The organism is Nocardia gamkensis NBRC 108242 (assembly GCF_001612985.1).
Classification (GTDB): Bacteria; Actinomycetota; Actinomycetes; order Mycobacteriales; family Mycobacteriaceae; genus Nocardia; species Nocardia gamkensis.
In genome coordinates this window covers 1-18,145 of sequence record NZ_BDBM01000040.1, presented here as the reverse complement: position 1 = coordinate 18,145, position 18,145 = coordinate 1, and the positions used below count along the sequence as shown (strand labels likewise).

At 68.7% G+C, this 18,145-nt stretch carries 17 protein-coding genes; 9 read left to right on the top strand and 8 right to left on the bottom strand.

The annotated features are described in order from the left end of the window. Positions 1–161: 161 nt before the first annotated feature. From NG1_RS26325 to NG1_RS26315, 3 genes are all read right to left on the bottom strand, one after another. Positions 162–1,163: a hypothetical protein gene (locus NG1_RS26325; protein WP_062975119.1), complete on the bottom strand. Its 1,002-nt coding sequence runs from the start codon at positions 1,161–1,163 to the stop codon at positions 162–164. A gap of 147 nt (positions 1,164–1,310) precedes the next feature. Continuing rightward, a complete protein-coding gene (locus tag NG1_RS26320; protein WP_157114238.1) occupies positions 1,311–2,375 on the bottom strand; it encodes an NlpC/P60 family protein in 1,065 nt (354 codons plus the stop codon). Positions 2,376–2,592: 217 nt separating this feature from the next. After that, positions 2,593–3,162 (bottom strand): C40 family peptidase, encoded by a 570-nt coding sequence (locus tag NG1_RS26315; RefSeq protein WP_040865887.1) that lies wholly within the window; start codon positions 3,160–3,162, stop codon positions 2,593–2,595. Positions 3,163–3,757: 595 nt separating this feature from the next. Here NG1_RS26315 and NG1_RS26310 point away from each other — a divergent pair. Continuing rightward, positions 3,758–5,554, top strand: a complete 1,797-nt coding sequence (locus NG1_RS26310) for a DEDD exonuclease domain-containing protein (protein WP_062975223.1) — start codon at positions 3,758–3,760, stop codon at positions 5,552–5,554. A 5-nt stretch (positions 5,555–5,559) separates the two neighbouring features. Then, positions 5,560–5,835, top strand: coding sequence for an Lrp/AsnC family transcriptional regulator (locus NG1_RS26305; RefSeq protein WP_062975115.1), 276 nt, complete (start codon positions 5,560–5,562; stop codon positions 5,833–5,835). A 6-nt stretch (positions 5,836–5,841) separates the two neighbouring features. Here NG1_RS26305 and NG1_RS26300 read toward each other — a convergent pair whose 3' ends face one another. From NG1_RS26300 to NG1_RS26290, 3 genes are all read right to left on the bottom strand, one after another. Beyond that, positions 5,842–6,132 carry a hypothetical protein gene (locus NG1_RS26300; RefSeq protein ID WP_062975113.1) on the bottom strand — a complete coding sequence of 97 codons (291 nt, stop codon included), beginning with the start codon at positions 6,130–6,132 and terminating at the stop codon, positions 5,842–5,844. Positions 6,133–6,287: 155 nt separating this feature from the next. Then, on the bottom strand, positions 6,288–7,349 hold the full coding sequence (gene trpD, locus NG1_RS26295) for an anthranilate phosphoribosyltransferase (RefSeq protein WP_062975111.1): 1,062 nt from the start codon (positions 7,347–7,349) through the stop codon (positions 6,288–6,290). A gap of 487 nt (positions 7,350–7,836) precedes the next feature. Next, positions 7,837–8,268, bottom strand: a complete 432-nt coding sequence (locus tag NG1_RS26290; protein ID WP_062975109.1) for a hypothetical protein — start codon at positions 8,266–8,268, stop codon at positions 7,837–7,839. Positions 8,269–8,468: 200 nt separating this feature from the next. Here NG1_RS26290 and ctaE point away from each other — a divergent pair, with 200 nt between their 5' ends. From ctaE to qcrB, 4 genes are all read left to right on the top strand, one after another. Next, positions 8,469–9,080 (top strand): aa3-type cytochrome oxidase subunit III, encoded by a 612-nt coding sequence (gene ctaE / locus NG1_RS26285; protein WP_040865892.1) that lies wholly within the window; start codon positions 8,469–8,471, stop codon positions 9,078–9,080. Positions 9,081–9,165: 85 nt separating this feature from the next. Next, complete coding sequence (qcrC, locus tag NG1_RS26280) at positions 9,166–10,029, top strand: cytochrome bc1 complex diheme cytochrome c subunit (RefSeq protein ID WP_084499201.1); 864 nt, start codon at positions 9,166–9,168, stop codon at positions 10,027–10,029. A gap of 61 nt (positions 10,030–10,090) precedes the next feature. Next, the gene (gene qcrA / locus NG1_RS26275; protein ID WP_062975216.1) at positions 10,091–11,266 is read left to right on the top strand and encodes a cytochrome bc1 complex Rieske iron-sulfur subunit; all 1,176 of its coding nucleotides are present in this window, start codon (positions 10,091–10,093) and stop codon (positions 11,264–11,266) included. Beyond that, positions 11,263–12,882 carry a cytochrome bc1 complex cytochrome b subunit gene (gene qcrB / locus NG1_RS26270; RefSeq protein WP_062975107.1) on the top strand — a complete coding sequence of 540 codons (1,620 nt, stop codon included), beginning with the start codon at positions 11,263–11,265 and terminating at the stop codon, positions 12,880–12,882. The genes qcrA and qcrB overlap by 4 nt, the downstream gene beginning before the upstream one ends. A 69-nt stretch (positions 12,883–12,951) precedes the next feature. On the opposite strand, the gene NG1_RS26265 is transcribed toward qcrB, so the two are convergent. After that, positions 12,952–13,452 (bottom strand): polyadenylate-specific 3'-exoribonuclease AS, encoded by a 501-nt coding sequence (locus NG1_RS26265; protein ID WP_062975105.1) that lies wholly within the window; start codon positions 13,450–13,452, stop codon positions 12,952–12,954. Between the two features lie 338 nt (positions 13,453–13,790). On the opposite strand from NG1_RS26265, the gene NG1_RS37905 reads away from it, so the two are divergent. Beyond that, entirely contained in the window at positions 13,791–14,045 is a 255-nt protein-coding gene (locus tag NG1_RS37905; protein WP_062975103.1) for an HNH endonuclease signature motif containing protein, read from the top strand. Between the two features lie 153 nt (positions 14,046–14,198). Continuing rightward, positions 14,199–15,584: a class II 3-deoxy-7-phosphoheptulonate synthase gene (locus NG1_RS26255; protein ID WP_062975101.1), complete on the top strand. Its 1,386-nt coding sequence runs from the start codon at positions 14,199–14,201 to the stop codon at positions 15,582–15,584. A gap of 45 nt (positions 15,585–15,629) precedes the next feature. Here NG1_RS26255 and pknB read toward each other — a convergent pair whose 3' ends face one another. Beyond that, positions 15,630–17,591 (bottom strand): Stk1 family PASTA domain-containing Ser/Thr kinase, encoded by a 1,962-nt coding sequence (gene pknB / locus NG1_RS26250; protein ID WP_062975214.1) that lies wholly within the window; start codon positions 17,589–17,591, stop codon positions 15,630–15,632. A gap of 130 nt (positions 17,592–17,721) precedes the next feature. Between pknB and NG1_RS26245 the strand changes: the two genes are divergently transcribed. Beyond that, a complete protein-coding gene (locus NG1_RS26245; protein ID WP_040865896.1) occupies positions 17,722–18,090 on the top strand; it encodes an Rv2175c family DNA-binding protein in 369 nt (122 codons plus the stop codon). Positions 18,091–18,145: the final 55 nt, after the last annotated feature.

The following is an 18,145-nucleotide window of genomic DNA, read 5'->3' as shown; positions in this document are numbered from 1 at the left end:
CGCAGGTGAGGCCGGCTGTCTTGGTTGATTCGGGCGGGTGGCTCGGCCGATCAGTCCCGGCTCGACACGACGTCTTCCGCTGCCTATGCCGTCCGCCGACCCTGCCTAACGGCGAGGGGCGCGTCGAAGCAGTGCGCGATTCGCGGGTTGCGGAGGAAGGGTCAGGCGGTCTGGGCTCGTACCCACTCGCGCCAGTCGTCGATGAACTCGGTGCGGGTGGTGCCGAGGACTTCGCGGAGGATGCCGTCTTCGGTGGTCGGGTCCTGTTTGCCCGCCGCGATGCGGTGGTAGAGCTGGACGAGGTGCGGACGGTCGTATTTCTCGGCGACGAATGCGCAGATCGACCAGGCCTTTTCGTAGGTGAAGGCCGCGTCGGGGCCGGAGAACTCGGCGTCGGCGGGCAGCTCGGCGGGGATCCGCCCGGCGTGGGCATGCGCGGTGAGGGTGGGGGCGATGTCGGCGAACCGCTGGCCTTCGCCGTGGTGCGCGGTGTAGTCGGCGAAGCCTTCCAGCATCCACAGCGGGGCGCCGTCGACGGTGTCCGCGCGCGCGGCGATGTGGGTGAGTTCGTGCCGCAGCAGGGTGGCCATGCCTTCGGGATCGAGGCGGCGTCCGGTGTCGGGACCGAAGACGACACGCTGGCCGGTGGGGCTGCTGCCCTGGGTGAACGGGTCGGCGACCGACGCGGCGGCGACTTCGGCGGGCAGGAGGTCGGGCGAACGCAGCAGAGCCGCGAACTCCGAAGGCGACGAGGCGACCACGACGAGCGCGGACTGCGCCCAGCCGGGACCCCAGACGTCGGTCACCGCGGCGGTGGCGTCGCCGAGTTCGCGCTCCAGTACGTCGATTTCGATCCGCTGATCGGAATGGCCGACGACCAGGGATTGCCGTCCGTCGCCGGTCGGCACCTGGCGGGCGACGATGGAGCCGAACGGTTCGACGATGCGCCGCACCTCGGCGAGCCTGGGATCGGCGGCGGCCGCCTGACCCGCCGCCTCGGTCGTCCCCGGTTCGGCGGCTCGCAGTTTCGGTAGCACCGTATTCGGCAACATGATCAGCGCGACGCACACGCCGGTGAGCGCCACCACCATCGCGACGGTGAGGCAGAACTCGAATCGCCGCCGCGCCGACCACCAGTCGCGCGATTTCCGCATGCCGGTCATCGGCGCGCACCGTCCGGCGACATGGCGCCGCGGTGCCGTGCGGTGGCGGAGGCGCCGTGTCGACCGCGCGGGTCGCTCACGGTCGTCCGTAGCCGGTCGGTCGTGCCTGGGGTAGTGCGGTGCCGCTGCTTGGCTCGCTCACAGGGTCTAGTATCGCCGAGCCGAATGGAACGGTGTCGAGCCCATGGGCGCGACCGCGACGGGAACGCCGAAGGTCGAGGCGTGCAACATGAGTCCGTTTCCCGCGTAGATGCCGACGTGCGAGATGTCGGAGTAGAAGAAGACGACGTCGCCGGGCTGCAGATCGTCCTTGGCCACCGGGGTGCCGTAGGTGGCCTGCTGCGAACTGGTTCGTGGCACGTTCTTGCCGACCTGCTTGAAGGCCCACTGGACCAAGCCGGAGCAATCGAACTGGTCCGGGCCGGTGGCACCCCAGACGTAGGGGTCGCCGATTCGCGTGAGTCCCGCCGCCAGTGCGCTGGTGCCGCTGCCGGGGACGAGACCCTGCAAGAGGGTGTCGCGGTCGAATCCGGGCGGGAACGGCGATCCGGCGAGAGCCGATTTGTCCTTCGCCGACAGCGTGCCCCAGGCCTGCACCACCTGGGCGATGGCGCCACCGAGATCACTGCGCTTGTGTTCCAGATCGATGCGCACCGCCTCGGCCTTCTGCGCGGCGGAGCGGGCCGCGTCGGAGGCGGTGCGGGCCGCCGATTCGGCCGCGGTGGCGGCGTCGGTGGCCTTCTCGTAGTGGTCGAGCTGCTCGGAGGTCTGCGCGGATACCACGTCCAGCGTTGACATCTGGTCGAGCAGTTGCTGCGGTGAGTCGCTGACCAGCACGGCGAACAGGCGGTTGGTGCGGGCGCCCTGGTAGGCGGCGATCGCGGTGCGGTCGATGACCGGCTGGTACCGGCGGACCTCGTCGCGGGCACGGTTGACCACGTCGGTACTGGCGGCCAGCCGGGCGTCGGCGTCGCGCTGCACGGCGAGTTTCGCCTCCAGCTCGGCCTCCGCCCCCAGTGCCTGCTGGTTGAGCTGCTCGGACTGATGAGAAAGATCGATCATCCGCTGCACGGCTTCGGTGGCCGTCGAGGGAAGTGCTACCGGATCGGCTCCGGCCGGACCGCCGCCGTAGAGGCCCGCGGCCAGGATTCCGGCTGCCAGCGTCCCGCCCACCAGACGTTTGGTCTGCTGTCTCCGGTGATGTTCAGCCACAGCCCGCGGTGCCCCGTTCTCTCGTGAAGCGATCTCTCGTGAAACCGACGCAGAGTCCTTCGCCGAAACCGAGGTTTGCGTCGGCGAACCGCGGGTAATCGGTGGAAGGTCTCGGTTAGGTTACGGAACGGCCCGCATCGATGTCCAGTAGAGCACGGAACGATCACGGGCCGTTGGTGCGGTCGGGCCGCGATCCAGCGGCCCGACCAGCTGCTTCTCAGAAGCGGCGCGCACCCGCGACCGGCATGGAGGAGATCGGCGCGACCTTCACGGGCTGACCCGAGGTGGACGCGTGCACGACGTTGCCGTCACCGGCGTAGAGGCCGGAGTGGCTGCCGCCGTAGAACGAGACGAGGTCGCCCGGCTGCAGATCGTTCAGCGAGACCGGGCTGCCCGCGGACAGCTGCGCGCCGCTGGTACGGGGCAGTTCGACGCCCGCCTGGCGGTAGGACCACTGGACCAGGCCGGAGCAGTCGAACGAGTTGGGACCCGCGGCGCCGTAGACGTACGGGGAGCCGACCTTGCTCATGGCGGCGTCCAAGGCGATCTCGCCGGAGCTCTTGGGGGCGGCGAAAGGAAGGGGGGCGGGACCGGGCAGCTCGAGGCCCGGCAGGGCCGGCGGGACCGGGATCTCGTTGGGAACGTCGAAGGTTCCCACGCCGGGGAGGGTCACCGGCTGGGCCGACGCGGGGGCTGCGGGCAGCAGGAACGCGCCGAGAGTGGCAGCGCCGACGGCCCCGGCGGCAACAGCGCGCTGTGCGTGACGCTTGACGGCGTTGGTCGTCATGATGCGGAACTCCCAATCTGCCTCACGACGCCGCACCCGGTGGTGCCGCGGACTTCGTCTGGGCCGCACCGGTTGGCGCGGCGGACTCCGTGAGGTCTCGAAAAGGTTACGAACACATCACGGTGATTTGTAAAGGCCCGGCAATCCGAAAAGCGTCTGCTCAACAATTGTGCGGTCCAAACGCTGTGAGATACGTCCCACGGAATCACGAAAAGATAACGGCGGTGAAATCCCAGGAAAAGTCCAGTTTCGGCCGTCCGCTGGAGTGGGCCGGACCGGTCGGCGGCCCCGGGTTGCCTCGACCGAGGTTTTGCCAGGTAGATGGCCCGAAAATGCCGTAGGGCACAGTATGGTCGCCCGTTCGTACGCCGTAGAGCCGCGGGTCGCGGGCTCGCCTGCTGGTGATCGACTGCATTTCGCAAGACTCGCGGCAATGTTTGATACAGTTTCGTACCTTTTGTGATCTGGGTCTCTTTTCCGCATTTCTAGATCATTTGCCGGGTATCGCCCGAGAATCCCCACGGTGTAATTCGGACATTGCGTGGCGGATCCGCGTGCCCGGTTCCTGTCGGACCGTCGCCCTACGCTGCTCGCCGTGTCCGACCCCGCGCCGCGCCCGGCCGTCCAGCAGCTGGCTTTCGACGAGCTCGACACCCCCTTGTACGACACCACATTCGTGGTCGTGGACCTGGAGACCACCGGGACCAGTCCCGGAGCCGACGGCATCACCGAGATCGGCGCGGTGAAGGTGCGCGGCGGGGAGGTGCTCGGCGAATTCGCGACACTGGTCAACCCGGGACGCGCGATTCCGCCCGCGATCGTGCACGTCACGGGCATCACCACCGCGATGGTGTACGCCGCGCCGGGGATCGAGGCGGTGCTGCCCGGCTTCCTCGAATTCGCCGCGGGCGCCGTGCTGGTCGCGCACAACGCCCGGTTCGACATGGCGTTCCTGCGCGCCGCCGCGGCGCAGTGCGACACCCCGTGGCCGGCCGCGCAGGTGCTGTGCACCGTGAAACTGGCGCGGCGGGTGCTCGGGCGCGACGAGGCCCCCTCCGTGCGGCTCGGCTCGCTGGCGCGCTTGCTCGGCGCCTCCACCCAACCGACCCACCGCGCACTGGACGACGCCCGGGCGACCGTCGACGTGTTGCACGCGCTGATCGGACGAGTCGGGAACCAGGGCGTCCACAGCCTCACCGAGCTGCTGGACTATCTGCCCGACGTCACACCCCGGCAGCGCTCCAAGCGCGTCCTCGCGGCCGATCTCCCCGCTGCGCCCGGTGTGTATCTGTTCCGCGGTCCTTCCGACGAAGTCCTATATATAGGTACGGCGGTGAACCTTCGCCGTCGTGTCCGTAACTACTTCACCGGTTCGGAGACCCGGGGCCGGATGAAAGAGATGGTGTCCCTGGCGATTCGGGTCGACCACGTGGTGTGCGCGCACGCGCTCGAGGCGGGGGTGCGCGAATTGCGGCTGCTGGTGGCGCACACTCCGCCGTACAACCGCCGGTCGAAGTTCCCCAAGCGGGCCTGGTGGCTCACCCTCACCGACGAGCCGTTCCCGCGGTTCTCGGTGGTGCGCGAACCGACTCGGGATGCGCTGGGGCCGTTCCGCTCCCGCAACGACGCCGCCGACCTGGGCTTGATCATCGCCGAGTTCACCGGACTGCGCACCTGCACGACGCGCCTGTCGCGCAGGGCGGTGCACGAGTGCCCGCCCGCCCTCGTCGGCGGCTGTCCGGCGGGGTCCACGGGCAACCCGCTGGATATGGCGCAGTACGCTGCCGCGCCCGCGCTCGTGCGTTCACTGTTCGCCGGGCACAGCGACGCGCCGATCCGGTCCATCCTCGATCGCATCGAAACCCACTCGCGTGCCGAGCATTTCGAGGCGGCCGCGCGGCTGCGCGATCGTGCGGCGCGGGTGGTGCGGGCGCTGCGCCGTACACAACGGCTGGCCGCGCTGGCACGCATAGCCGAATTGATCGCCGCGCATCCCGACGGCGACGGCGGGTGGGAGTTCGCGGTCATCCGGTACGGCCGCCTGGCCGGTTCCGGCACGGCACCGCGCGGCGTGCCGCCGATGCCCCTCGTGGAACAGATCGTCGCCGCCGCCGAAACGGTGATTCCGACGGGGGTTCTCGCCGAGCCCCCGCTGGCGGAGGGAGAAGCGCCGATCACCGAAGACGCGCCGCCGCTGCGGGGCGCTTCGCCGGAAGAGGTGGCGTTGGTCGCGCGCTGGCTGGCCCGGCCGGGGGTGCGGATCGTGCGCACCACGGAGGGATATCGAGAGCCGCTGTTCGGCGCCGCGCGGTGGCTGGGCTGGGCGGAACTGGCCGACGCGGCGGTCCGCGCGCAACCGACCGAGCAGGGCTATCTCGACCGCTTAGGCTGAGCGTCATGATTACCGCGATCGTCTTGATTCACGCCGACAACGGCCGCATCCCCGAGACCGCGCAGGCGGTCGCGGACACCGAGGGCGTCGCCGAGGTCTACTCCTGTGCGGGCGACGTGGACTTGATCGCGATCGTGCGGGTGCGCGACCACGAGCAGATCGCCGAGGTGGTGACCGCCCGGATCGACAAGACGCCCGGTGTCCTGCGCACCACGACGCACATCGCGTTCAAGTCGTACTCGCAGGCCGAAGTGGAGGCCGCGTTCTCGCTGGGCGACTAGTCCCGTTCAGTCCTCGACCCGGACGCTGAGCACCGCGAAATACGCGGCGTCGTTCGGCGCGAGCACTTCGACGACATCGCCCGCGCAGCCCGGCACGTCGTACAGGTGCACGACGCCGTCGGTGCGGTTGCGGATCTCCACATCGGACCCGTCGCCGACATCGAGGCAGCCCGCCGGGTTCTCGTAGCTGCGGCCCGCGGCGAACAAGGCCCCTTCGGCCGCGTTCGCTCCTGGCGCGGCGGCGGCGATACCCGCGGTGGCGAGGACAGCGAGTAGCGCCGGAACGATGGGTCGCATATCTGTGCTCCTCGTCGGTCGGACCGGCCGGCGCGGTGCCCGACGAACTCGGCGATGCGCCGGATTGCCACCTCGAACGTTACCGGCCGCGACAGCGCCGATCAGGGCCTTCGTTCAGGTCAGCGTGTCGACCCGCACGCATCGACCGACCCGCGTCAGTTGTCGCCGAGTGTCTGCGTCAGCTTCGCCCAGCGCTCCAACAGCGCGGCCGCCTTGCCCGCATCGATCGCCTCGGCGGCACGGTCGATGCCCGCGGCGAGCGCGGCGTGCAGATCCGCGTCCGGATCGCCCGCGCCGCGCGACCAGTCGTAGGCCACGATCGCCGCCGCCGAATTCAGCAGCACCGCGTCGCGGACCGCTCCACCGCGACCGGCGAACACGTCGCGGGCCACACCCGCGTTCACCTCGGCGTCGCCGCCGCGCAGCGCGTCCAGCTCGACCCGGGGGATGCCGATGCGGGTGGGATCGATGGTGGTCCGGCGCGTCCGTCCGCCCGAGACGATCCACGCCTCGGTGGTGTCCGAGGTGGTGATCTCGTCGAGCCCGTCGTCACCGCGCACCACCAGGGCGCTCGCACCGCGTTCGGCGAACACCCCCGCGATGACGGGCAGCAGGTCGGCGAACGCGCAGCCGACCAGCCCGGCACGTGGCTGCGCGGGGTTGGTCAGCGGTCCGAGCACGTTGAACACCGTCGGTATGCCGATCTGGCTGCGGGCCGCCCCCGCATAGCGCAGGGCGGGATGGAACACGGCCGCGAAGCAGAAGCCGATGCCGACCTCGCGCACACAGTGCGCCACCGCCTCGGGACCGAGCGCGAGCTTCACACCGAGCGCTTCCAGCACATCCGCGCCGCCGCTCTTCGACGACGCGGCCCGGTTGCCGTGCTTGACCACGGGAACACCGGCCGCGGCCACCACGATCGAGGACATGGTGGAGATGTTCACCGAACCGGACCGGTCACCGCCGGTGCCGACGATGTCCACCGCGTCGCCATCGATGCGCACCAGCCGGGCGTGGTCGAGCATGCCCGCGGCCAAGCCGGTCAGTTCGGCGGGCGTCGGGCCTTTGATCTTCATGGCGACGCCGAATGCGGCGATCTGCGCGGGAGTGGCGTTGTCGGACATGATCTCGTTCATCGCCCACGACGTGTCGTCCGCGGCCAGGTCGCCACCGTCGGCGAGGACTCCGAGCACCTGAGGCCAGCTGCGCACGCTCATTCCACACTTCTCCCGTCACACCGGTTCCACGCACCAGTTCGTCCGCACGCAGCCTAGCTGGGTTGGTCTTTCCAGCGCCTGCGGCGCTGGGTGTTCGCGGCCCCTTTGTGGCTCGCGTTTGCGCGACCGCCGCTTGCTCCTTCGTCGCCTACGCGACGGCCGCGCAAACGCGAGCCGGGCCACGAACGGGCGGATGCTCGGTCTCGCTTCGCTCGAAACCGGGAGCCGAGGTGCGCTGGGCGCGTAGGTGTCGAACTCGCTCGCGGGTGCAGACGGTCGATAGACGCAGGCTGACGACTCGAGTCGACAGCCGCTTGCGTCCCCTACCGCCTATGCGGCAGCCGCTTGCATCCCTGTCACCTATGTGGCGGCCGCTCCGACGCGCGCCGGCGGCCAACGGGCAATGCTCGGTCTCGCTTCGCTCGGAACCGGGAGTCGAGCTGATGTCGCCGGTCGGTGTCGTTTAGCGAGGCTGGACGCTGGGCCGTTACGGGTTAGAGCCCGGTTGCAGGGCGTCCCAGCCGTCGGCGGTGCCGTCGTGGCGCTGGGCGAGGCCGGCCATGCGCGAGCGTTCCTGGGAGCAGTGCAGGGCGTCCAGCAATTGCACCCGCTGGAGGATCAGCGTCTCGAGTTCGTCGCTGCCCGGGCCGCCGACCCGTGGCGCGGGGGAGTAGCCGTCCTGTGCGGCGATCGCGCAGACGGTGGGCACGTGCCGCGGGGGGATGCGCAGGTGGTGTCGTAGCACCGCGGGCGCGTCCGGCGTCAGACCGGTCGCGCGCGCCAGCACGGCCGAGCACGCCTCCGTATCGTCGAAGCAGGCCGCGACCACGACCAGATCCGCTCGCGCCGGGTCCAGTGCGGTGGGCCGGTCCCGCCGGAACAGCCGCCGCCACAGCCGCGGTCCCATATTCGTCTTCATCTCAGCTTCTCCTTACCCTCACCTGTCATGCTGGCCGGGCGTTCGTCCGCGCTTTGCGACCCGTTCCGGGGGTCGCCGACCCCGCTCGCCCCCTGCCCCGCCTGGTCGAGAGCCCGTCCCTTCCTGCGTTTTCGGACACGGAGGAACGAGTTTCGTACCCGGGTTCGGCTGTCGTACTACGACGAGTCATACTTACCCCCGTGACGACCGCAGTAGGGACCCCAGGATCGGCCATTACCCAGCGTGTGCATTCGCTGAACCGGCCCAACATGGTCAGCGTCGGTACCATCATCTGGCTGTCGAGCGAGCTGATGTTCTTCGCAGGCCTGTTCGCGATGTACTTCGTCGCGCGCGCCCAGGCGCACGGTAACTGGCCGCCGGAGCCGACCGAGCTGAACCTGAAGCTCGCGGTGCCGGTCACGGCCGTGCTGGTCGCGTCGTCGTTCACCTGCCAGATGGGCGTGTTCGCCGCGGAGAAGGGCGACGTGTTCGGCCTGCGCCGCTGGTACGTCATCACGCTGATCATGGGCGCGTTCTTCGTCGGCGGCCAGGGCTACGAGTACACGAACCTGGTGCACGAGGGCACGTCGATCTCCAGCAGCTCCTACGGCTCGGTGTTCTACATCACCACCGGCTTCCACGGTCTGCACGTGATCGGCGGTCTGATCGCGTTCGTGTTCCTGCTGATGCGCACCAAGGTCAGCAAGTTCACCCCGGCGCAGGCCACCGCGGCGATCGTCGTCTCCTACTACTGGCACTTCGTCGACATCGTGTGGATCGGGCTGTTCGCCACGATCTACTTCGTCCGCTGATCGTGGCCGCCGCGCTGCCGAACGCGCGCGGTGCGACCCAGGATCTTTCGCAGAAGTCGGTTCCGTCTACTCCAAAGGGACACAGATGAGTTCATCTCCCCCGTCAGCGCCAGAGCCCGCCAGCCCCGGGAACGGCCAGGCCAGCAAGACGCGCAGGCAGCGCCGCGTTCGCCGTCGCATCGCGGGCGGGCTTGCGCTGCTGGTGGGCCTCGTCGGAGCAGGCTTCCTGGCATCGGCCCTCACGCCGGACCCGCAGCGCGCGACCGCGCACGAGGACCAGTCCGCGCTCATCCGCGAGGGACAGCAGCTCTACGACACGTCCTGCATCACCTGCCACGGCGCGAACCTGCAGGGTGTCGCCGATCGCGGTCCCAGCCTGATCGGCGTCGGCGAGGCCGCGGTCTACTTCCAGGTGTCCTCCGGGCGCATGCCGATGGCGCGTAACGAGGCCCAGGCGCAGCGCAAGCCCCCGAAGTTCGACGCCCACCAGACCGACGCGCTGAGCGCGTTCGTGGCGGCCAACGGCGGCGGTCCGACCGTGATGCGCGACGCCGACGGCGAGATCGCCCAGGAGTCGTTGCGCGGTGACGACATCGCCCGCGGTTCGGAGCTGTTCCGGATGAACTGCGCGTCCTGCCACAACTTCACCGGACGCGGCGGCGCGCTGTCCTCCGGTAAGTTCGCGCCGCCGCTGGAACCGGCCAGCGAGCAGCAGATCTACGCCGCGATGCTGACCGGCCCGCAGAACATGCCGAAGTTCTCCGACCGCCAGTTGAGCGCGGAGGAGAAGCGCGACATCGTCGCCTACGTCAAGAACGCGACCGAGGAGCACAGCCCCGGCGGCTGGGACCTCGGCGGCTTCGGTCCCGCGACCGAGGCCCTGGCCATCTGGGTGGTCGGTATCACACTCGTGGTCGGTGCCGCGATGTGGATCGGATCCCGGTCATGACCGGTCAGCGCCCGGCCATGCCGAAAGGACACAGGTCATGAGCAGTAAGGAGCGAGACGACATGGGTCGCCCGGATGAGGGCCACGACGCGCAGCCGTCGAACGAGCACGCGGTGAACGCCACACCGGCGGAGCCCACCGAGGCGGAGCTCGACAAGATGTCGCGCGACGAACTGGTCAAGCTCGGCACCGAGCGCGACGGCGTCGACGTCGCCTACCGCCGCGAGCGCTTCCCGATCCCGGGCACCCGGGCGGAGAAGCGCGCCGAGCGCGCGGTCACCTTCTGGTTCGCCGTTTCCGGCATCGCGGCCGCGGCGCTGGTCGGCGTGTTCCTGTTCTGGCCGTGGGAGTTCAAGGGCAAGGAAGAGGAGGGCCACGGGCTCTACTCGCTGTTCACCCCGCTGGTCGGCCTGACCTTCGGCATCTCGGTGCTGGTGATCGGCGTCGCGGTGGTGCTGATCCGCAAGCTGTTCATCCCCGCCGAACTGTCCATCCAGCAGCGGCACGACGGTCCGTCGCCGGAGGTCGAGCGCCGCACCCTGGTCGCCGAACTGCAGGACGCGCTGGACACCTCCACCCTGGGCCGCCGCAAGATGATCACCCGCACCGCGGGCGCGGGTGTCGGCGTGCTCGGCATCGGCGCGCTGCTGGTGTTCGTCGGCGGCATGATCAAGAACCCGTGGGCCAAGGGCGACAAGTCGCCGCTGTGGGTCTCCGGCTGGACTCCGGACTACCCGGGCGAGACCATCTACATCCGCCGCGACACCGGTCGCCCGGAGGACGTGGTGCTGGTGCGCCCGGAGGACCTGGACGCCGGCGCCATGGAGACGGTGTTCCCGTGGAAGGAGAAGTGGCGCGGTGACGAGCACGCGACGTTGCAGTCGCTGCGCGGCATCCGCAACGCCGTCATGCTGATCCGTCTGCGCACCGAAGACGCGCAGAAGGCGATCAAGCGCAAGGGTCAGGAGAGCTTCAACTTCGGCGACTACTTCGCCTACTCGAAGATCTGCACCCACCTCGGCTGCCCTACCTCGCTGTTCGAGCAGCAGACCAACCGGATCCTGTGCCCCTGCCACCAGTCGCAGTTCTCCGCGACCGAGTGGGGCAAGCCGGTCTTCGGTCCCGCCGCTCGCGCGCTGCCGCAGCTGCCGATCACCGTCAACGCTGAGGGCTTCCTGGTCGCCAACGGCGACTTCATCGAGCCGCTCGGCCCGGCCTACTGGGAGCGCCGTTCATGAGTCCTTCAGTCGCAGCCCAAGCCAGCGAGGCGGACGAGCGGTACCGCGCCGCCGCGTTCATGAAGCGGTCGATCAACAAGGTCTTCCCGACCCATTGGTCGTTCCTGCTCGGCGAGATCGCGCTCTACAGCTTCATCATCCTGCTGCTGTCGGGCGTGTACCTGACCCTGTTCTTCGACCCGTCGATGAGCGAGGTCGTCTACAACGGCGCTTACCAGCCGCTTCGCGGTGTGACGATGTCGCGGGCGTACGAGACCGCACTGAACATCACCTTCGAGGTCCGTGGCGGTCTGTTCGTGCGGCAGGTCCACCACTGGGCGGCGCTGCTGTTCGCGGCCTCGATCATCATCCACCTGTTCCGGATCTTCTTCACCGGCGCGTTCCGCAAGCCGCGTGAGGCGAACTGGGTGATCGGTTCGCTGCTGCTGATCCTGGCGATGTTCGAGGGCTTCTTCGGCTACTCGCTGCCCGACGACCTGCTGTCGGGCACCGGCCTGCGGGCCGCGTTCGGCGGCATCACGATGAGCATCCCGATCATCGGCACCTGGATGCACTGGCTGATCTTCGGCGGTGACTTCCCCGGCGAGATCATCATCCCGCGGCTCTACATCGCGCACGTGCTGTTGTTCCCGGGGATCATCCTGGCGTTGATCGCCGCGCACGTGGCGCTGGTGTGGTACCAGAAGCACACCCAGTTCCCCGGCCCGGGCCGTACGGAGAACAACGTGGTGGGCGCCCGGATCGTGCCGGTGTTCGCCGCCGATCAGGGCGCGTTCTTCGCCTTCACCCTGGGCATCGTGGGCATCATGGGCGGCGTGTTCCAGATCAACCCGATCTGGAATCTGGGTCCCTACAATCCCTCGCAGGTGTCGGCGGGTTCGCAGCCGGACTTCTACATGATGTGGACCGACGGCTTGGCCCGGTTGATGCCGCCGTGGGAGCTGTATCTGGGCCGCTACACCGTGCCCGCGGTGTTCTGGGTGGCGCTGATCATGGGTCTGGTGTTCACGGTGTTGATCGCCTACCCGTGGATCGAGAAGCGCCTCACGGGCGACACCAGCGCGCACCACAACCTGTTGCAGCGTCCGCGTGACGTTCCGGTCCGGACCGCGATCGGCGCGATGGCCATCGCGTTCTACGTGGTGCTGACGCTGTCGTGCGTCAACGACATCCTCGCGCTGAAGTTCGACATCTCACTGAACGCGACCACGTGGATCGGCCGCATCGGCCTGCTCGTCGCCCCGCCTGCGGCGTACTACATCGCGTACCGGTTCTGCCTGGGCTTGCAGCGCAGCGACCGCGCGGTGCTCGAGCACGGCATCGAGACCGGTGTGATCAAGCGTCTGCCGCACGGCGAGTACATCGAGGTGCATCAGCCGCTCGGCCCGGTCGACGCGCACGGTCACCCGATTCCGCTGGAGTACCAGGGCGCACCGGTGCCGAAGAAGATGAGCAAGCTGGGTTCGGCGGGCAAGCCGGGCACCGGCAGCTTCCTGCGGCCCGATCCGCAGGAGGAGAGCGATCGGAACTTCGAGATCGAGCACGAGGAAGAGCACAGGCAGCTGAAGGTGCTGCAGCGCGCTCAGGAGGCGGCGAACGGCAAGCACGGCCACTGACGCCCGCCCCACCGGACGGCCCCCGAGTCGAATGCGACTCGGGGGCCGTTCTGCGTCACTCCGCGGGTGTCACAGGCGTGGCGCCGCACGGCGTGCGGCCTCGATGGCTTCGAACTTGGCGAGGTTGTGCCGGGCGTCGGCCAGCGCGTCGTGCGCGTCCGGCGGGATCGGCGGGAGTTCGGGACGGCCGTGCGCCTCCCAGTGCTGGCGCAATTCGTTGGTGTAGCGCGGCAGGGTGTTGGGCAGGTCGACCATGGAGCCCCACAGCTGGCACAAGGCGACGTGGTCGTAGGCGGACACCCAGGCCCACAGCTCCGGTTGCACGCTCGGCCGCGGCACCAGGAACGCGTACAGCTCGTCCCGGATCCGGGCACGGCTGCGCCACAACGGAGAGGAAGGCGACGGCAGCTGGGGCAAAACGAATTTGCGCACCCAGGGACCCGCGCGTCGGGCATCGAATTCGGTGGATACCGCGTAGTACTCCCTGCCGTCCTCGCAGACGACGCCGATGGAGACCAAATCGATGGTCACACCGTCCTCGATGAATTCGCAGTCATAAAAATACTTCAAGCACCAAGCCTCTCTGATATCTTCGCTGGCAGTAATTCGGCAACATGGGGGGTGGAATGGCCAGTGTTCTCGTATGCAGTGTAGAAGGTTGCATGCGTCAGGTACGAGCACGAGGCGTGTGTGGCAAACACTATGCGCAGGACCCATACGGGGTGCTGCCGCGCTGTGCCATCGAAAGCTGTTCTAGGCCAGCAGTTATGAAGCATGGAATCTGTCGAGCGCACATCCATAAGGTTCGGCGATGGGGGAGTGTCGATGCCGCCCCGGGGCGGGGGTCGCCCGGGCGGCGTCGCAAAAGCTCGCACGATGGGCGGCGGATATCTTCGTATGGTTATTTGATGATCCGTCTTCCGGAAGGGGGCTGGGAATTAGAGCACCGGCTTGCCATGGAGGCCGAACTGGGCAGGAAGCTCCGTCCGGGAGAGAATGTTCACCATATCAACGGCGATAAGTTGGACAACCGGCCGGAGAACCTGGAGTTGTGGCTCAGGCGTCAGCCGACAGGGCAGAGAGTGCGAGATCTGGTCGCTTGGGCGAAAGAAATCCTCGAACTCTACGGTGCCGCCGAAGACGATAATGCGACGAGGTCGTAGACGTGGCATCCAATTGGTAGTGAATTCGCGCTGCATCCAAGGGGACCCCGGTGGCCGGTGCCTGCCGGGGTACAAGCCATTCACCTCAGGTGGGGCGATTCCAGCCCTGGGACTGGGTTCCTGCGCGGGCTCGGCGGTCCGTATTCTGGACTGGTGAACTGGACCGTCGACGTACCCATCGATCGCCTGCCGGAACTGCCGCCGCTGCCCGCCGAGCTGCGCAGGCGGCTGGACGACGCGCTGGCGCGACCTGCGCTGCAGCAGCCGTCGTGGGATCCGGGGCAGGCGGCCGAGATGCGCACCGTGCTCGAGAGCGTGCCGCCGATCTGCGTGCCCGCCGAGGTGGAGGAGCTGCGCGCTCAGCTGGCCGAAGTCGCCCGCGGTGAGGCGTTCCTCATGCAGGGCGGCGACTGCGCGGAGACGTTCGCCGACAACACCGAGCCGCATATTCGCGGCAACATCCGCACCCTGCTGCAGATGGCGGTCGTGCTCACCTACGGTGCGAGCCTGCCGGTGGTGAAGGTCGCGCGGATCGCGGGCCAATACGCCAAACCGCGCTCGTCGGACACCGATGCGCTCGGCCTCAAGTCCTACCGTGGCGACATGGTGAACGCGCTGGCCGCCGACGCGGCGCTGCGCGAGCACGACCCCTCCCGCCTGGTCCGGGCCTACGCCAACGCCAGCGCGGCGATGAACCTCGTGCGCGCGCTCACCGGCGCGGGCATGGCCGACCTGCACAAAGTGCACGACTGGAACCGCGATTTCGTGGCCAAGTCGCCCGCCGGTGCGCGCTACGAGGCACTGGCCGAGGAGATCGATCGCGGCCTGGCGTTCATGACCGCGTGCCGGGTCAACGATCCGAGCCTGAAAGCGGCCCGCATCTACGCCAGCCACGAGGCGCTCGTGCTGGACTACGAGCGCGCCATGCTGCGCCTGAGCCACAACGCGATCGGCGAGCCGGTGCTCTACGACCTGTCGGCGCACTTCCTCTGGATCGGTGAGCGCACCCGCCAGCTCGACGGCGCGCACATCGCGTTCGCGGAACTGGTCGCCAACCCGATCGGCCTGAAGATCGGCCCGTCCACCACGCCCGATCAGGCCGTGGAATACGTGGAGCGGCTGGACCCGAACAACGAGCCGGGCCGCCTGACCATCGTCTCGCGCATGGGCCACAGCAAGGTCCGCGACGTGCTGCCGCCCATCATCGAAAAGGTCCAGGCCACCGGCCACCAGGTGATCTGGCAGTGCGACCCGATGCACGGCAACACGCACGAGGCGACCACCGGCTTCAAGACCCGTCACTTCGACCGCATCGTCGACGAGGTGCAGGGCTTCTTCGAAGTGCACCACGCGCTCGGCACGCACCCCGGCGGTATGCACATCGAACTCACCGGCGAGGACGTCACCGAATGTCTCGGCGGCGCCCAGGACATCTCCGACCTCGATCTGTCCGGCCGCTACGAGACCGCCTGCGACCCCCGGCTGAACACCCAGCAGTCGCTGGAGCTGGCGTTCCTCGTCGCCGAGATGTTGCGCTGAGATCCGAGCCGCGTCAGCGGCCGGACTTCGCACGCTCGCTTCCGGTCAGGGAAGCGCCACGATGGTGACGGTGTCGCCCGCCTCGAGGTTGACACCGATGGCCGGAGTTTGCGAGACCACCAGAGAACTATCGGCTCGGGCCAATTGTTTGACCTCGACCTGCAAGCCGAGGCTTTCCAGCTTGGCGCGGGCGTTGGCCACGGTCCATCCGCGGACGTCGGGCATCTTCAGGGCATTGGAGATCAGCAGGACGACGCCGTCGCCGGATTGGATGGTGGCGCCCGCGCCCGGCTGGGTCCCGATGGCCTTGTCCGCCTCGATGCTGCGGTCGAACTGGGGTTTGGTCTCCCGGATCGCGATTCCGGCGGCACTGAGGATCTTGGTGGCCTCGTCGGTCGGCTTTCCGCGGACGTCGGGGACCTTGACCGGCTGCGATCCCTTGCTGCGGTAGACCTTCACCTGCGCGCCCAGGGGCAGCACGGTACCTGGCCGCGGTTCCACCCGGGCGACCGTTCCCTTGGGGGCGGCGTTGGACTCTTCGCCCGCGTCGACCGGTTGCAGCCCGTAGTCCCGGATCAACTGATTGACCTTCGACACCTGGTCACCCGCTTTGACGTCGGGCACCTTGGGCTTGCCATTGGAGACCAGGACGGCGACCGTGGAACCCTTGGTGATCTTGGAACCGGCCGACGGATCGCTGCCGACCACGCCGCCGACCGGGATCGTGTCCGACGCCTTCTGCCGGATCTCGGTCTCGAATCCGGCGTTCTGCAGCGTGGCGACCGCCTTGTCGGTGTCCAGCCCGGCGATCGGCGGCACCGCCGAATACCGGCCGACACCCAGCCACCAGCCGCCGATGCCGACCAGCAGCGTGAGCGTCGCGACGATGGCCACCCATATCCACACGGTGCGCCGCGAGCGGTTGAGCTCGTCGGCGTAGGGCGGCGCGTACGGCGGCGCGGGGTGGGCTTGACGCGCCGGTTGGGGCCGGTCGTAGTCCGCCGGGGGGCTGTAGTCGACCCTGGGCCGCTGGGCGGTGACCACTTTGGTGTGCTGCACAGGTTGCGGAGTATGGGGGTCATGGGCCGACGCGCCCGCGAAATCCGGCCGGTCGTCGTGATCCGGCGCGACGGCGCGGTAGCCGGCACTGAGATGCTCGGCGGACTCCTGGGGCGCGGGCACCCGATAGGGGGGCAGGCGCAGCGCGGTGCCGATCTGCCGCAGCGCGGCCGCCATCTCGTTCGCGTCGGCGAACCGGAGCGCGGGGTCGCGCGCGGTGGCCTTGGCCACCAGCTCGTCGAACTCCGGCGGCACCCCGGAGATGAATCCGCTCGGGCTCGGCACATCGTTCTCGATGCGCTGATAGGCCACCGAGATCGAGGTGTCGCCGGTGAACGGGACACGGCCGGTGAGCATTTCGAAGATGAGCAGGCCGAAGGAGTAGACGTCGCTGCGGGAGTCGGCGGAGCCGCTGGTGACCTGCTCGGGCGACAGGTAAGCGGCGGTGCCGAGGATGACGCTGGCCGACGTGGTGTTCGCCGCGGCCACCGCGCGCACCAAGCCGAAGTCGGCGATCTTCACCTCGCCCGCGTCGGAGATCAGCACGTTCTCCGGTTTGATGTCGCGGTGCACCAGCCCGGCGGAATGCGCGACGCCGATCGCCGCCAGCACCGGTTCGGCGACGGCGCGCACGGCGTGCGGTGGCATCGGGCCGCGTTCGCGCAGCAGCTCGCGCAGCGTGCCGCCCTCGACCAGCTCCATGATCAAGAAGGGATGGTCGCCGTCGATGCCCTGGTCGTACACCGCGACCAGCGAAGGATGCTTGAGCTTGGCGACCGCGCGCGCCTCGAACTCGAATCGGGACAGGAACTGCGGGTCGCCGGCGAACTTCGGGTCCATCACCTTGATGGCGACCGGCCGGTCCAGGCGGGTGTCGACCCCGCGGAAGACCATCGACATTCCGCCGCGGGCGATCGGCGCATCGATCCGATAGCGCCCTTCCAGCATCTGGCCGATCAAGAGAAGTCCTCCGGCTTTCACAAAGTTTGCCGCTCCGTGCGGCCCCCACGATGGTATCGACTCCCACCACCCCGGGTGTCTCACGACGTGCGGCAGGTCACCGTCTACCGTTATCCGGGTGAGTGCATTTCCCTGCTGTGACGACGTCCTTCCGCAGTCGGTGGCCCTCGTGCCGCTGCCGGAGGTGGCCGACCGACTCGGGCTGGTGGTGACCCGGGTGCACCAGATGCTGCGCGATCACCAGTTGCTCGCCCTTCGCAGAAACGGCGTCGCGGGCGTCCCCGAACGGTTCTTCGACGACACCGGCGCGGTCGTGAAGCCGCTGCCCGGCCTGATCACCGTGATGCGCGACGCCAAGTACACCGACGAGGAGATCCTGGAGTGGATCTTCACCGAAGACGAGAGCCTGCCCGGCAAACCGATCGACGCCCTGCACGGCCCCTTGGCCCGCGAAGTCCTGCGCCGGGCGGCCGCGGACCCGTTCTGAGTTCTCGGCCGCGCGGGCGCGGCGTGTTCGCGGCCCCTTATGGCTCGCGTCCGAG